This window comes from Gordonia sp. (in: high G+C Gram-positive bacteria) (assembly GCF_012515855.1).
GTDB lineage: Bacteria > Actinomycetota > Actinomycetes > Mycobacteriales > Mycobacteriaceae > Gordonia.
Map to the genome: position 1 here is coordinate 23,823 of NZ_JAAYXO010000191.1, position 15,564 is coordinate 39,386.

General features: G+C 68.3%; 12 protein-coding genes. 2 read left to right on the forward strand and 10 right to left on the reverse strand.

Annotated elements, in window-relative coordinates:
* Positions 1-48 precede the first annotated feature (48 nt).
* The 7 genes from GX543_RS13640 to aspS all read right to left on the reverse strand — a co-directional run bounded on the left by GX543_RS13640 (position 49) and on the right by aspS (position 10,266).
* The gene (locus tag GX543_RS13640) at positions 49-897 is read right to left on the reverse strand and encodes a shikimate dehydrogenase (RefSeq protein WP_290852606.1); all 849 of its coding nucleotides are present in this window, start codon (positions 895-897) and stop codon (positions 49-51) included.
* A complete protein-coding gene (gene mltG / locus GX543_RS13645) occupies positions 894-2,723 on the reverse strand; it encodes an endolytic transglycosylase MltG (RefSeq protein WP_290852608.1) in 1,830 nt (609 codons plus the stop codon). The genes GX543_RS13640 and mltG overlap by 4 nt, the downstream gene beginning before the upstream one ends.
* Before the next feature lie 30 nt (positions 2,724-2,753).
* The gene (ruvX, locus tag GX543_RS13650) at positions 2,754-3,182 is read right to left on the reverse strand and encodes a Holliday junction resolvase RuvX (protein ID WP_290852611.1); all 429 of its coding nucleotides are present in this window, start codon (positions 3,180-3,182) and stop codon (positions 2,754-2,756) included.
* Positions 3,179-5,842, reverse strand: coding sequence for an alanine--tRNA ligase (gene alaS, locus GX543_RS13655; protein ID WP_290852613.1), 2,664 nt, complete (start codon positions 5,840-5,842; stop codon positions 3,179-3,181). The genes ruvX and alaS overlap by 4 nt, the downstream gene beginning before the upstream one ends.
* A gap of 81 nt (positions 5,843-5,923) precedes the next feature.
* Positions 5,924-7,297 (reverse strand): replication-associated recombination protein A, encoded by a 1,374-nt coding sequence (locus GX543_RS13660; protein WP_290852615.1) that lies wholly within the window; start codon positions 7,295-7,297, stop codon positions 5,924-5,926.
* 7 nt (positions 7,298-7,304) lie between these two features.
* Positions 7,305-8,450, reverse strand: a complete 1,146-nt coding sequence (locus GX543_RS13665) for a hypothetical protein (RefSeq protein ID WP_290852616.1) — start codon at positions 8,448-8,450, stop codon at positions 7,305-7,307.
* 7 nt (positions 8,451-8,457) lie between these two features.
* Complete coding sequence (gene aspS / locus GX543_RS13670) at positions 8,458-10,266, reverse strand: aspartate--tRNA ligase (protein WP_290852617.1); 1,809 nt, start codon at positions 10,264-10,266, stop codon at positions 8,458-8,460.
* A 160-nt stretch (positions 10,267-10,426) separates the two neighbouring features.
* Between aspS and GX543_RS13675 the strand changes: the two genes are divergently transcribed.
* Complete coding sequence (locus tag GX543_RS13675; RefSeq protein WP_290852619.1) at positions 10,427-11,299, forward strand: neutral zinc metallopeptidase; 873 nt, start codon at positions 10,427-10,429, stop codon at positions 11,297-11,299.
* Positions 11,300-11,394: 95 nt separating this feature from the next.
* On the opposite strand, the gene GX543_RS13680 is transcribed toward GX543_RS13675, so the two are convergent.
* The 3 genes from GX543_RS13680 to GX543_RS13690 form a co-directional block, all read right to left on the reverse strand.
* Positions 11,395-12,291 carry a hypothetical protein gene (locus GX543_RS13680; protein WP_290852621.1) on the reverse strand — a complete coding sequence of 299 codons (897 nt, stop codon included), beginning with the start codon at positions 12,289-12,291 and terminating at the stop codon, positions 11,395-11,397.
* Positions 12,292-12,466: 175 nt separating this feature from the next.
* Entirely contained in the window at positions 12,467-13,735 is a 1,269-nt protein-coding gene (gene hisS / locus GX543_RS13685; RefSeq protein ID WP_290852623.1) for a histidine--tRNA ligase, read from the reverse strand.
* Positions 13,732-14,415, reverse strand: a complete 684-nt coding sequence (locus GX543_RS13690; protein ID WP_290852625.1) for an MBL fold metallo-hydrolase — start codon at positions 14,413-14,415, stop codon at positions 13,732-13,734. Before GX543_RS13690 ends, hisS begins: the two co-directional genes overlap by 4 nt.
* A 151-nt stretch (positions 14,416-14,566) precedes the next feature.
* On the opposite strand from GX543_RS13690, the gene GX543_RS13695 reads away from it, so the two are divergent.
* A complete protein-coding gene (locus tag GX543_RS13695; protein WP_290852627.1) occupies positions 14,567-15,496 on the forward strand; it encodes a peptidylprolyl isomerase in 930 nt (309 codons plus the stop codon).
* Positions 15,497-15,564 lie beyond the last annotated feature (68 nt).

Genomic DNA, 15,564 nt, shown 5'->3' on the forward strand with positions numbered 1-15,564 from the left:
GAGCAATCGCCCGATCCACAGGTTCCGGCACCCGAACGGCGCCGAGCGCTACCGGCCGACCGCCGCCGCCATCGCGGCCTTGGGCGCGGGCTGTCCGGTGAACTGCTCGACCTGGCTGTACGCCTGGTTCAGCAGCATCACGATGCCGCCGACGACCGTTCCGCCCGCGGCAGCGACCGCGGCAGCCAGGGGCGTGGGCCAGGGGTCGTAGATCACGTCCACCAACCGCGATGAGGCACTGACCGTCGACACGAGTGGCTCGGCGGCAGCAGCGGGCACCGTCGAGATCGTCACGTCCGCCTCAGCGCAGGCATTCCGCAGGTCGCGTCCGGCCGCGTAGCCGATCACGGCTGCGTCGACCCCGAGTCGCTCGGCCAGGTCGATGACTCCGCGTGCCCGGTCGGCGCTGCGCGCCACCACCGTCACCGCGGAGACGCCCGCGTCGGCCAGGGCCGCGATCGCGGGCAGTGCGGTCCCACCGGCCCCGATGAGCACCGCTCGGGTCGCCGTGCCGGGAAGTCCGACCTCCACCAGCGAGCCCGCGACACCGTCGACGTCGGTGCAGTCGGCTCGCCAGCCGTTCGGTGTCCGAACCAGGGTGTTGGCCGAGCCGATCAACTCGGCGCGCGGGGTCCGTTCGTCGGCGAACGCCAGCGCCGCGAGTTTGCCCGGCATGGTGACGGAGAAGCCGACCCATTCCGGGCCTGCCGAGCCGACCCGGTCGGGCAGTTGCTCCGCGTCGGTCTCGATCGCGTCGTAGGTCCAACCGTCGAGCCCCAGGGCCGCGTAGGCGGCGCGGTGCAGGGCCGGCGAGCGGGAGTGCCCGACCGGCGATCCGAGGACTGCGGCGCGACGTGGCGCCCCGGACCTCGAAGGCGCGCTCGCGTTGTCCATCATTCGCAGCCGGTCACCAAGAGCTTGTTGTCGCAGGCCACCTGGCGATTCTTCTTGTGCTGCTCGAAGGTCCGCGAGAACAGCGTCTTGCCGTCGCGATCGACGGTGACGAAGTACCGCCAGTCACCATCCGCCGGATTCAGCGTCGCATGCAACGCACGCTCGCCGACCGAACCGATCGGGGTGATCGGCAGCCCCTTGTGCTGGTAGGTGTTCCAGGCGTTCTCGTCCTTGTAGGCGGCGCCCGACAGGTCGATGTTCTGGATGTTGGCGGTGTAGTTGGCCGTGGAGTCCATCTCCAACCGCTGGTCGTCCGTCAGACGGTTCAGGATCACGCGCGAGACCTTCGCGAAGTCGCCCTCCACGCTCGCCTCGCGTTCGACGATCGATGCGGTCACCAACGTCTGGTACGGCGTCAAACCGGTCTTGTTGTCCGATTCCAGGCCCCACGCGGTGAAGCGCTTGGCGGAGTCGGTGATCAGACTGTGGAGCAGTTCCACCGGGCTCGACTCCGGGTTCAGGTTCTCCCAGGCACCGGAGGCGATAAGGCCCTCGATCCGCCGGTGGTCGTTGCCGAGCTTGTCGAAGGTCTCGCGCGCCCAGCTCGGGATGCCGAGCTCGTCCGCGCTCGCGGTATCGGCCGCCTTCATCAGGTCCTCGACGGTGACGCCGTAGGTCGCGTCATCGGTCTTCACCGCGGTGGCGTCGGCGATCAGCTGGAAGATGCCCGGCGTGGTCTTGCCGTCGGCGCCCTTCTTCGAGTCGAGCTGACGCCCCTCGGGAATGATCATGAATCCCACGCGATTGGCGTTGCCCTGCATCTTCTCCACGGCCGCCGCCGCTGAGATGCCCTTCGGCAGCTTGTAGAAGCCTGCCGCAACGGTGTCGTTGCCGGTCGCGTTGACGAAGGCCTTCTTGCTGCCGACCACGCCCGCGTCCGCGAGGGTCTGGCCGATGTCGCGGATCGACGCGTCGCTCTGCACCTCGACGAGTGCCGCACCGTGTCCGGTGGCGTCGTCGTAATCGGTGGACGACTCGAAGACGCCGAGGGCATTCAGTGCGACGCCCGCCAGTACCAGGACCATCACCATCGCGATGGCGAGCACGCTGACGATCACCTTGCGGTTCCGCTTACGCGCGGGCATGGGACGGTCGTCGTCCGCGCCCGGGACGTACTCGGCGTCGATGCCCGCGTCGGCGTCAGCGGAGTCCAGGATCTCCGGAAGTCGGAGATTCGGATCGGTCACCTCGTCGTCCATGCCAGCGAGCCCGGACACCGACTCGGGGGGCCGGTACTCGTACTCGGGAACCGGCGGCGCGACCGGAGCCTGCGGCGTCGGGGGCTCCGGGGATTCAGCGGGAATCTGCGGCGTGGCGGGAATCGGCGGCGTGGCGGCAATGTCCTCGTGCGTCGCATCGAGAATGTCGAACAGGCCGGTGGGTTCGGGCGTGGTCTGAAGCTGCTCAGCTGCGGGCGGCTCGGCTGCGGGCGGCTCGACGACAGGCGGTTCCGGCCGATAGGTCCGCGGAGACGTGAAGCTCAGGCCTTCGACCTCGGTGGGCCGATGCCGGACCTCGAAGTACGGCGACGGCTCCCCCGCCGGACGCTCGGGCGTGCGGTATTCGATCGTCGGGTCGGGCAGCGAGTCGCCGACGCGAACGATCGGGATGCTTCCGGTGGTCGTCGGATCACCGGGAGCACGCCGTCGGCGATGCCGGTTGCCCGACTGCCCGGCACCCATCGACTCCGCGAAATAGCGGCGCCGTTCGCCTTCCGACGACGGCTGACCGCCTGCGCTTTCGCTGCGCGGGTCGTCCTGATCAGACACGTGAGAAACTCCTCCTAGTCGACGCGGGACTCATCGCTGTGCGTCGAGCCATCCCTGAAGAATAGCGACAGCCGCGGCTTGATCCACCACGGCACGCGCGTCCTTCGCTTTCACTCCTGACGCACGCAGCGCATGCGTCGCAGTCACCGTGGTGAGGCGCTCGTCGTAGAACTCGATCGAGACACCGTCGAGTTCGGTCTCCAGCTGACGTCCGAAGGACCGCGCGGCCCGCACCGCGGGGCCCTCCTCACCACGCAGGGTGCGAGGCAGGCCGATGATCACCCCGATCGCTTCGTACTCGGTGATGATCTCCATCAGCCGCGCGATGTCCGAACCGTCTTTTGCCCGGCGCACCGTCTCGACCGGCGTGGCGAGGATCCCGTCGGGGTCGCACACGGCAACGCCCACCCGGACGCTGCCGACGTCGACGGCCACCCGCCGCCCTCTCGGAGTGATCACCGAGCCCCGATGACCTCGCGGAGGCGCCCGAGCGCGGCATCGATTCCCGCGGCGTCGGTGCCGGAACCCTGCGCCAGATCGGGCTTGCCGCCGCCGCGTCCGGACACGAGCGGCGCGATCTCGCGGACCAGATCGCCCGCCTTGATTCCGCTACCGCGTGCAACATCGGTGGTTGCGATCGCGAAGGGCACCTTGCCGTCCGTCGCGGAGAACAGCGCCACCACCGCGTTGCGGTCGGCGATGCGACCGCGCAGGTCGGTGACGAGTCCGCGGAGTCCGTTGGCGTCGACGCCGTCGGCGATGCGAGCGGCGACCACCAGCGTGTCACCGACCGGAACGCCCTGGTCGACGAGGTCGGCCACCGCCGCGCGCGCCTGCTCGGCACGCAGCGAATCGACGGTCTTCTCCGCTTCCTTGAGCTTCAGGACCAGCTGTTCCACCCGGTCGGGCACGTCCTCCGACGGCACCTTCAGCGACGCGGCCAGACCGGCCATCAGCGCGCGTTCCCGCGACAGGTAGCGGAACGAATCCATGCCCACGTACGCCTCGACCCGGCGGGTGCCGGAACCCACGGACGATTCGCCGATCACCGTGATCGGTCCGATCTGCGCGGAACTGGCGACGTGCGTGCCGCCGCACAGCTCCATCGAGAACGGTCCGCCGATCTCCACGACGCGGACCTCGTCGCCGTAGTTCTCACCGAAGAGTGCCATCGCACCCATCGCCTTGGCCTTCGCCAGGTCGGTCTCGAACGTGTTGACCGTGTAGTCGGCCTCGACGGCCTCGTTGGCGATCTGCTCGATCTCGGTGCGCTGGGCTTCGGTGAGCCCCGTTCCGGCGTGGAAGTCGAAACGCAGATAGCCGGGACGGTTCAGCGAGCCTGCCTGCGTCGCCGTGGGGCCGAGCACCTGGCGAAGCGCCGCGTGCACCATGTGCGTACCGGAGTGGCCCTGGGTGGCTCCGTGGCGCCACGCCGTGTCGACCGAGGCCAGCACCTCGTCGCCTTCGACGATCTCGCCCTCGTCGACGACCACCTGGTGCAGCCACACCTTCTTGCCGACCTTCTGGACGTCCTTGACGCGCAGGCGCACGCCGTCGCTCGTGGTGATCGACCCCTGGTCGGCCATCTGTCCGCCGGCCTCGGCGTACAGCGGGCTGCGATCCAGGATCAGTTCCAGTTCGGTGCCCGGTGCCGCAGAGCGGACCCGTTCGCCGCCGGAGACCAGCCCGAGGACCCGGGCCTCCGAGACCAACTCGGTGAAGCCGGTGAACTCGGTGGCTCCGCGGTCGAGGAACTCGCGGTACACGGTGTTGTCCGCGTGCGCCGACTTGCGCGAACTCGCGTCGGCCTTCGCGCGGCGACGCTGCTCGTCCATCAGCTCGGCGAAGCCGTCGCGATCGACAGCCAGCCCGGCCTCGGCCGCCATCTCCAGGGTCAGGTCGATCGGGAAGCCGTAGGTGTCGTGCAGGGTGAAGGCGTCGGTTCCGCTGATGGAGCCGCGACCCGCCTCCTTGGTGGCGTCGGCGGCCTCGGAGAACAGCTTCGAACCCGCGGCCAGCGTGCGCGCGAACGTGGTCTCCTCGGCCACCGAGACCGAGACGATGTGTGCGCGCTGACGTTCGAGCTCCGGGTACGACGGACTCATCACGTCGATGACGGCGGCGATGATCCGCTCCATCGCCTGCTGTCCGCCCAGGAGCCGGATCGAGCGCACCACGCGGCGGAGGAGTCGGCGCAGCACGTAGCCCCGTCCGTCGTTAGCGGGGACGATGCCGTCGCCGATCAGCATGGCGGCGGTGCGCGCATGGTCGGCGATGACGCGGAATCGCACGTCGTCCTCGTGGTTGCCGACGCCGTAGCCACGGCCGGTGATCTCGGCGGCGAGGTCGATGATCGGCTTCATCAGGTCGGTCTCGTACACGTTGTCGACGCCCTGGAGCAGGCAGGCGACGCGTTCGATGCCCATGCCGGTGTCGATGTTCTTCTTCGGCAGCGGTCCGAGGATCTCGTAGTCGTCCTTGCTGGTGCCCTCGCCGCGCTCGTTCTCCATGAACACGAGATTCCAGATCTCGATGTACCGGTCCTCGTCGGCCTCGGGGCCGCCTTCGACGCCGTACTCGGGTCCGCGGTCGTAGAAGATCTCCGAACAGGGACCGCAGGGGCCGGGGACGCCCATCGACCAGTAGTTGTCGGCCATGCCGCGGCGCTGGATGCGCTCGGCGGGCACGCCGATCTCGTCGCGCCAGATCGCCTCGGCCTCGTCGTCGTCGAGGTACACGGTGGGCCACAGCTTGGTGGGGTCGATGCCGTAGCCGCCGTCGGCGACGGAGTCGGTCAGCAGCTTCCAGGCGAAGGTGATCGCCTCGCGCTTGAAGTAGTCGCCGAACGAGAAGTTGCCCGCCATCTGGAAGAAGGTGTTGTGGCGCGTAGTGATGCCGACTTCTTCGATGTCGAGGGTGCGGACGCACTTCTGCACGCTGGTCGCGCGCTCGTACGGCGGCGTCTGGTCGCCGAGGAAGTACGGCTTGAAGGGCACCATCCCGGCGTTGACGAACAGGAGATTGGGATCGTCGAGAATCAACGAAGCGCTCGGCACCTCGGTGTGTCCGGCCCGGATGAAGTGGTCCAGAAAGCGCTTCCGGATCTCATGCGTCTGCACTGCGGCGATGTCCTTTGTCGAAGTCGGGAATCAGGAAGTCCCCTTGCTGATCAACCGTCGAGTTTACGCCCCCGCCCCGCTTCACCGTTGGGAGCGCCCCCGGGAGGCGATTCCCCGGACGATCGACCGCAGTCGACCGACGCGCGGCGCGAGCTCGCGCTCGAATCCATGGTCGGTCGGCAGGTAGTAGTCGACGCCGACCAACGCGTCCGGCGGGTACTGCTGCGCCAGCACGCCGTCGGGGTCGTCGTGCGGGAATCGGTACCCCACCGCGTTCCCGAGCTTCTTGGCGCCCGCATAGTGTCCGTCGCGCAGATGTGTGGGTACCGCACCCGCCTTGCCTGCGGCGACGTCTGACATGGCCGTGCCGAGAGCGGACGTCACCGCACCGGACTTCGGTGCGGTCGCCAGGTGGATCGTGGCCTGCGAGAGGGCGAGCTGAGCTTCGGGCATGCCGACCATCTGGACCACCTGCGCCGCGGCCACCGCGGTCTGCAGCGCGGTCGGATCGGCCATCCCGACGTCCTCGCTCGCGTGAATCATCAGCCGGCGAGCGATGAAGCGGGGATCCTCCCCCGCGGTGATCATCCGTGCCAGGTAATGCATCGCGGCGTCGACGTCCGAACCGCGGATGGATTTGATGAAAGCGCTGATCACGTCGTAGTGCTGGTCGCCGGAGCGGTCGTAGCGGACCGCGGCCCGGTCGATCGCGGCCTCGACGTCGGCCACCGCGATCTCGCCACCCGGCTCCACGGCGTCGGCGCTCGCCTCCAGTGCCGTCAGGGCCCGACGCGCGTCGCCGCCGGCGACCGCCACCAGGTGCGCCAACGCCTCGTCGGACAGGGTCACCGATCCGTCCAGACCGCGCGGATCGGCCACGGCCCGGCGCACCACCGCTGCGATGTCGTCGTCGGTCAACGACTGCAGATTCAACACCAACGACCGCGACAGGAGCGGGGCGACGACCGAGAACGACGGGTTCTCGGTGGTCGCCGCTACCAGCAGCACGATCCGGTTCTCGACGGCGTCGAGGAGCGCATCCTGCTGGGTCTTGGAGAAACGGTGGACCTCGTCGATGAACAGGACGGTCTGCTGGCCGTGGGCGAGGCGACGGCGCGCCATGTCGATGACGGCGCGGACCTCCTTGACGCCGGACGAGAGTGCCGACAGCGCCTCGAACCGGCCGCCCGTGGCCTGGCTGATGAGCGAGGCCATCGTAGTCTTCCCGGTGCCGGGCGGTCCGTACAGCATCACCGACGCCGCACCGGATCCCGCGATCAGTCGCCGGAGCGGTGCACGTTCACCGAGCAGGTGCTGCTGGCCGACGATCTCGTCCAGCGACTGCGGCCGCATCCGAACCGCCAGCGGCAGTTCGGGTTTCGCGGTGCTTGCGAGACGGCTGTCCGCCGTTGGTTCGGCGGGGTCACCGTCTGCCGCGAAGAGACCGTCTTCCACGACCGCTTCACCCGAACCAGTAGATCCGCAGGGCTTCTTGAACACGATCGGCGCCGTCGACGAGGATCGAGTCGATCGCGGCTTCTTCACCGGCGTCGGCGAGATCGGCCCACCGGGCCAGAACCACGCGGGCATCGGTGGTGTGCAGCGCCCAGTCGTGATCCCCCGCGTCGCCCTGAACCATCCAGTACGTCGACAGCCACACCCACAGCGCGCGGGCCTGGAAGATCCGGGCCGCGAGATCGCGCTCGCTGATCGACGGCCACAGCGGCTTCACCTCGCCGCGCCAGGCCTCGACCAGCGCGCGCTCGAGGCGGGGTCGCTCCATCACGACGTCGGCCGACAGCCGCGCGGGGAACGTCGCCAGCGCGTACGCGATGTCGAGCGTCGCATCGCGGAACTCGCCCCACTCGTAGTCCATGAACTGGACGCCGTCGCCGTTGATGAGGATGTTCTCCGGACCCACGTCGGCCGGGCTGAACGCCCGGAAGTCGCCGCCGTCGAACAGGGTGAGGCCGCGCTCGAGGATCGCGTGCGCGTCCGAGGGCAGCTCGACGTCAATGACGCGCAGCATCTCGCCGTAGGCGCGGACCGCGGCCGCGGCGTGGTCGCCGATTCCGCCGCCGGCCACAGTCACTCGACTGCCCTTGCCGCCCTTGGCCTTTCCACTGATCCGCATCAGCGTCTCGAAGTCGTCCTCACCGCCGAGGGTGGCCGCGTGCATGCGTCCGAGCGCCTGCCCCCAGGCACTCACCCCGCGTTCGACCTCATCGGCGTCGTTGGAACCGAGCAGCTCGACCATCGGCCGACCGTGCCCCAGGTCGGTCAGGACCAGGACACGCGCCTCCAGGTCGGAGGCCAGCAGTTGCGGGCCCGGCCGCGACTGGGTGGGCAATGCCGTGGCGTAGCGATAGGAGGCGATCTCGCGCAGCACCTGGGAGGCAGGCGTCTGATTGTCGAACGCCTTGACCACCACCGTGCGGTCCAGCGACACCGGGTTGTCCAGCACGCGCGCACGGACGACCGTCGAACGGCCGGTGCCGCCGAGGTCCTCGGGATCGTCGAGAACCACGGCACTGCCGGCTCGACGGGCGAGGACCCCCTGGGCGGTCTCCAGGACTGACGAGATCCGTTCGTCAGCGATTACGGTCATGGTTTCCTCAGGCCTCGGCCGGCGCCTTCTGTTCGCCCGCCTTCTGCTCGCCCGCCTTCTGGGGCTTGGCGTCGATGCCAGTCTCCTTGCGCTGCTCCGGCGTGATCGGCGCGGGCGCGTCGGTGAGCGGATCGATGCCGCCGCCCGACTTCGGGAACGCGATCACTTCGCGGATCGACGGCTCGCCTGCCAGGAGTGCGGTGATGCGGTCCCAGCCGAACGCGATGCCGCCGTGCGGCGGCGCACCGTACGAGAAGGCGTCGAGCAGGAAGCCGAACTTCTCCTGTGCGTCGTCCTCGGAGATGCCCATGATCTTGAAGACACGTTCCTGAATGTCGCGGCGGTGGATGCGAATCGATCCGCCGCCGATCTCGTTGCCGTTGCACACGATGTCGTAGGCGTAGGCGAGCGCCTCGCCCGGGTTGGACTCGAGGAGTTCCATCGACTCCGGCTTGGGCGAGGTGAAGGCGTGGTGCACGGCGGTCCAGGCGCCGGTGCCGACCGCGACGTCGCCCGCGGCGGTCGCGTCGTCGGCGGGCTCGAACAGCGGTGCGTCGACGACCCAGGTGAACGCCCAGTCGCCGTCCTTGATGAGGCCGAGTTTGTCGGCGATCTCGCCGCGGGCCGCGCCCAGCAGCGCGCGCGAGGTCTTCACCGCGCCCGCGGCGAAGAAGACGCAGTCGCCCGGCTCGGCGCCCACGTGGGCGGCGATGCCCTCGCGCTCGGCGTCGGAGATGTTCTTGGCGACCGGCCCGGTGAGGGTGCCGTCCTCCTGCACCAGCACGTAGGCCAGTCCGCGGGCGCCGCGCTGCTTGGCCCACTCCTGCCAGGCGTCGAGCTGGCGACGGGGCTGCGACGCGCCGCCCGGCATCACCACGGCGCCGACGTACGGCGCCTTGAAGACGCGGAACGGGGTCTCGGCGAAGAAGTCGGTGCACTCCACCAGCTCGATGTCGAAGCGCAGGTCGGGCTTGTCGCTGCCGAATCGGCGCATCGCGTCGGCGTAGGTCATCCGCGGGATCGGCGTGGTCAGGTCGACCCCGATCAACTTCCACAGCGCCGCGAGAATCTCCTCGGCGAGGGCGATCACGTCGTCTTCGTCGACGAAGCTCATCTCGATGTCCAGCTGGGTGAACTCCGGCTGGCGATCGGCGCGGAAGTCCTCGTCGCGGTAGCAGCGAGCGATCTGGTAATAGCGCTCCATGCCTGCGACCATAAGCAGCTGCTTGAACAGCTGCGGGCTCTGCGGCAGGGCATAGAACGAGCCCGGCTGCAGGCGTGCCGGCACGAGGAAGTCGCGAGCGCCTTCGGGCGTCGACCGGGTGAGGGTCGGCGTCTCGATCTCGACGAAGTCGTGGGCACCGAGGACGCCGCGTGCGGCGGCGCTGACCTGCGACCGCAGCCGGATGGCCTTGGCCGGGCCTTCGCGACGCAGGTCCAGGTAACGGTGGCGCAGTCGCGCTTCCTCGCCGGGCTGTTCGTCGAGCTGGAACGGCAGCGGAGCCGACTCGTTCAGCACGGTCAGCTCGCGCGCGTTCAGCTCGACGGCTCCGGTGGCCAGCGCGGTGTTCTCACTGCCCTCGGGACGGACCTCGACCTCACCGGTGACCTGGATGCAGTACTCCGCGCGCAGCCGGTGAGCGGCCTCGGCGACCTGCTCGTCACGGAACACCACCTGCACCAGGCCGGAGGAGTCGCGGAGATCGATGAAGACGACCCCGCCGTGGTCGCGCCGGCGCGCCACCCATCCGACGACGGTGACAGTCTGCGATGCGTCTTCTCGACGCAGCGATCCGGCGAAATGAGTGCGGAGCACTGGGTTCCTTTCCTTCTGCGCAGCACAAAGCTGCCAGGGTCAAGCTGCTTGCGTCCGATTCTACGTTTCGCCGCCGACATCGCACCAAGCGCGTCCGGTCAACGCACCGGGCACGTCCGGTTCGCGGTTGTCGCGTCCGATTCGTGGTTAATGTAAGCCCATGACATTTCAAGGCAGCGGTCCCCTCGACACCGGCAAGGTGTCTGCGGGCGGTTCGGGTGGCGGAGGCATGGGCGGCGGGCGGATGGCGCTCGGCGGCGGCGCGGGCATCATCGTGGTGATCCTCGGCCTGCTCTTCGGCTTCAATCCCGGCGACATTCTGGGCGGAAGCGACCAGTCGTCGGCGAATCAGCAACCGGTGTCGGCCGACAACCAGGCGCTGCAGGAGCGCATCGACAACTGCACGATCGAATTGGCCAACACCGATGACATGTGCCGCATCGTCGCCACCACCAACAGCCTGAACCAGGTGTGGTCCGAGCAGTTGCAGGGCTACACGCAGCCCGAGACCGTCATCTTCAGCGGCAACATCAACACCGGCGGCTGCGGTGCGGCGTCGTCGGCGATGGGCCCCTTCTACTGCCCCGCCGATCAGACGGCCTACTTCGATCCGTCGTTCTTCGCCGACCTCAAGCGCATGGGCGGTTCCGACGGTCCGCTCGCTCAGGAGTACGTCGTCGCCCACGAGTTCGGGCACCACATCGAGAACCTGAGCGGCGTGCTCGCCAAGGGTCAGCGCATGGGCAACAACGGTTCGGTCCGCGTCGAACTGCAGGCCGACTGCCTCGCGGGCGTGTGGGCCTACCACGCCGACAAGGGTCCCGACGCGATGCTCGCGCCGCTGACCGACCAGCAGATCCAGACCGTCATCCAGAGCGCGAAGGCCATCGGCGACGACACCATCCAGGGTTCGCGCTCCAATCCCGAGGGCTGGACCCACGGGTCCGCCGAACAGCGCGTCCGCTGGTTCAAGATCGGCTATTCGAAGGGCGACGCGCGCCGCTGCGACACGTTCGCGACCAACGACCTGTAGTCGCGTTCGCTCCCTCCAACGACGCTCGCTCACCTCCCGAGGTGAGCGAGCGTCGTTTTGGGTAGCGATCGTCGGCGAAGTGAGCGAACCCGCGCTCAATAGCGGATCCCGAGTCGGTCGTACCGGCGCTCGAGTTTGGCGATCATCCGTTTCGTGCGCAGGTCGTCCCAGATCCACCGGCCGACGTCGACACCGACGTCGCGGAGCTGGTCTTCACGGAGCTTCTCCCGCACGACGACGGCCTCGACGTCCTCATCGCCCCGCATCTCGCGCTGGTACTTCACCATCCCGTCGAACTCACCGACGAACTTCTCGTCGCGACCGAAGTCGCACCGAGCGACGCGGCCCGATTCGAGCGTGTACTCGACCTGCAGGTCGGGCACCCGATGGCCGGCTTCGATCATCTGGGCACGGCTCCACGACTCGCCCGGAGACTCCGAGTCGCCGTCGGCGAAGGAGAACGCACGCCGGACGAGTGCGATTCCATGACGGCTCGCACGGAGCCGCCGCGTGACGTCGTCGGCCTGCATACCCAGGCGCAGGCCCGCGTCGAACACGGTGAGAGCCTGTGGCAGCGTCGCGGTCTTGAGCGCGACGTCGATCGCCGTGCGCTCCATGCTCGTCACGAGAAGCCCGTCGATCTCGACGACGTCGTCCGGCCCGAACGTCCCCGAGTGAATGACGCGCCGCGAGCGTTCCGAGCCCCCGCCGTCTTTGCCGTTGGTCACGTGGACGCGACGCTGATCGGGATGCAGCAACGACAGTCCGTGCACCACCGCCGCGGAGTCGTGACTGAGAACGGGACGCTGCGGACTGATCGCCGCCGCGATGCAACGGAACCCGTAGACGATCCGCTCAGCGTCCTTCCGTCCCGCGACGGCGGCGCTCGGTACCGACATGCCGCGTGCGACGACGATGAGTTCGCCCGAATGCACCGCCGACGCAAGGCGCCGCTCCGAGATGCCGTGCTCCAGCGCCGTCTTGCGATGCACGATCCCGTACCTGTCCACCGGCCACATGGGTTCAGTCGACCACCGGCCGCCGTTCGTCGCACCTGCGTTATCCACAGATTGGGCTCGCCCCTGCGCTCGCTTACGACAACGACGCTCGCTCACCTCCGGAGGTGAGCGAGCGTCGTTGGAGTGAGCGAAGACTACTCAGCGAAGGCTACTCAGCGAGGAGGGCGCGCGCCGTCGCGACGACGTCGTCGAGTGAGATCTTGCGCTGCTCGCCGTTCGAGAGGTCCTTCACCTCAATGGTCCGCTCCTCGAGTTCCCGGTCGCCGAGGACCAGGGCCAGGCGAGCGCCCGAGCGGTCGGCCGCCTTCATCGCGCCCTTGAGGCCGCGATCGCCGTAGGCGAGGTCGACGCTGACACCCGCGGCACGCAACTGTCCGGCGACATAGACCAGTTCGCTCTTGGCCGCCGCGCCGAGCGGCACGCCGTACACCTGGACCCGACCTTCACCGGCCACCGAGACGCCTTCGGCCTCCAGTGCCAGAACCGTCCGGTCGACGCCGATGCCGAAGCCGATGCCCGAGAGGTCCTGCTTGCCGCCGACCTGCTTCATCAGACCGTCGTAACGACCACCGCCGCCGATGCCCGACTGCGCGCCGAGACCGTCGTGGACGAACTCGAAGGTCGTCTTGGTGTAGTAGTCCAGGCCGCGGACGAGTCGCGGGTTGATGACGTACTCGACGCCCAGGCGATCGAGGCCGCGGCGGACCTCGTCGAAGTGCTCCCGCGCCGAGTCGCTGAGGTGATCGAGCATCAGCGGGGCCGACGCGGTCATCTCCTTGATCTCCGGGCGCTTGTCGTCGAGCACGCGAAGCGGGTTGATCCTGGCGCGCTCGCGCGTCGGCTCATCGAGATCGAGACCGAACAGGAACTCCTGCAGCGCTTCTCGGTACTGCGGACGGCAGGTCTCGTCGCCGAGCGAGGTGAACTCGAGGCGGTAGCCCGACAATCCGAGGCTCTTGTAGCCCTCGTCGGCCACGGCGATGACCTCGGTGTCGAGGGCCGGATCGTCCACACCGATGGCCTCGATCCCGACCTGCTGCAGCTGGCGGTAGCGCCCGGCCTGCGGTCGCTCGTACCGGAAGAACGGCCCGGCGTAGCAGACCTTCACCGGCAACTGACCGCGGTCGAGTCCGTGCTGGATCACCGCGCGCATCACGCCCGCGGTGCCCTCGGGGCGCAGCGTGACCGACCGACCGCCGCGATCGGCGAAGGTGTACATCTCCTTGCTGACCACATCGGTCGACTCTCCGACGCCGCGCGCGAACAGCGCCGTGTCCTCGAAGATCGGCAGTTCGATGTGTCCGTAGCCCGCACGATGGGCCGCTCCGGTCAGCGCGTTCCGAACCGCGAGGAAATCAGCCGAGGCCGGTGGGAAATAGTCGGGAATGCCTTTCGGCGCCGCAAACTCGCCACTCACAGTCCGAATCGTCCTTTCTTGTTCGCGCCGGGCAGATCGAGCAGGAACGGATTGCTCGTGCGCTCGGCGCCGATGGTGGTCTGGGGTCCGTGACCCGGGAGGATCACGACGTCGTCGTCGCGCGTCATCAACTTCTCGGCGATCGACGCGAGGAGCGTCTGGTGACTGCCGCCGGGGAGGTCGGTACGACCGATCGAACCATTGAACAGTACGTCGCCCGCGAAGCACACGGCCGCCGAGTCGGGGCTCAGCAGCACGCTGCCCGCCGAATGGCCGGGCGCGTGGTCGACGGCCCACCGGAAGCCTGCGGCGTCGACGTCTTCCCCGTCGACGAACTCGATGACCTTCTCCGGCTCGGTGAACGTCATGTCGCCGATCATCGACGACAGTGCGCTCCCCAGTCCCATGCCCGGGTCGGTGAGCATCGGGCGATCGTCGGCGTGGATGTACACCGGGATCGAGTACTCGTCGGCGAGTTCGGTCGCGTTCCAGGTGTGGTCGAGGTGGCCGTGCGTCAGGAAGATCGCGACCGGCGTCAGCTCGTACTCGGCCAGGGCCTCGCGCACACTGGGCGCGGCGTCCTGCCCCGGATCGATGATGACCGCGTCACTGCCGCGATCCTCCGCGACCAGATAGCAGTTGGTCTGGAACATGCCTGCGGGGAACCCGGCGATCAGCACGAGGCATACCTCCTTATAGGGGCACGGCGATCTGCCGCGCACCGCGTCTAACCCCCATTGTCTCATCGGTTGCCAAGGCCCCTGCGATAGCATGGGGCGCGCTGTAGCGACAGCGCCCTGCCCCACATGCCGCACAGGAGGTTCCATCAGCGTGTCGTCCAACGAAGAGCGTCGCGATGCCGCCCGCCGCAAGCTGGAAGAACGGCTCGAAAGCGAACGCCGGGCCGCACGCCAGCGGCGCCTCACGCTGATCTCGGTCTGCAGCGTCGCGGTCCTCGCCGCCGTCGCCGTCGGCGGATACTTCTACTACCGCCACTGGGACGACAAGCGTCACACGATCTGCGAGTACACGAAGGCCGACAACGACCTCAACAAGACGATCGAGGTCCTCGAGAAGCAGATCGCGAGTGCGCCGGCCGATCAGAAGGCCCAGGGCGAGAAGTACATCGAGTTCATGCGCGAGGGCGCCAAGAAGGTCCGCAGCTCCCCGATGCCGGAGAGCCGCGTCCTCAACACCGGCACCGTCGACTGGACGCTGACCACCAATCTCGGCGAGATCCCGGTGACCCTCGACCGGGAGTCGGCGCCCTGCAACGTCAACGCGATCGTCTCGCTGTCGAACAACAACTTCTACGACAACTCCGAGTGCCACCGCCTGGCCCAGAGTGATCAACTGCACGTGCTGCAGTGCGGCGATCCGACGCGCACCGGAGCCGGGTCCCCCGGCTGGAGCACGGTCGACGAGAACCCGACCAACCTCGAAGTGGGCGAGATGAACCCGCAGCTCATGCAGATGGGCATGGAGCCGCCGGCGATCTACCCGCGCGGAACCGTCGCGATCGCGAACCGCAACGACCAGCAGAACGGCGTCGTCAACACCGGCAGCGCACAGTTCTTCATCGTCACCAAGGACACCCAGCTGCAGCCCAACCTCGCCGTGGTGGGCAAGGTCGACGACGCAGGCATGAAGATTGTCGACAAGGTGGTCGCGGGCGGCATCGACCCGGGTCCGGTCGGAACCGCCGAGAACGGCTTCCCGAAGACGACGCTCGAGATCAAGTCGACCTCGATCAGCGAGTGACGTTTCGACTCACGAACTGATCTCCGTCAGCCGAGACGAGCCGAGACCCGCAACGGGTCTCGGCTCGC

Coding starts and splice junctions, on each gene's coding strand:
- GX543_RS13640 (WP_290852606.1), bottom strand. CDS start 897: ATGATGGACAACGCGAGCGCGCCTTCGAGGTCCGGGGCGCCACGTCGC.
- GX543_RS13675 (WP_290852619.1), top strand. CDS start 10,427: ATGACATTTCAAGGCAGCGGTCCCCTCGACACCGGCAAGGTGTCTGCG.
- GX543_RS13665 (WP_290852616.1), bottom strand. CDS start 8,450: ATGACCGTAATCGCTGACGAACGGATCTCGTCAGTCCTGGAGACCGCC.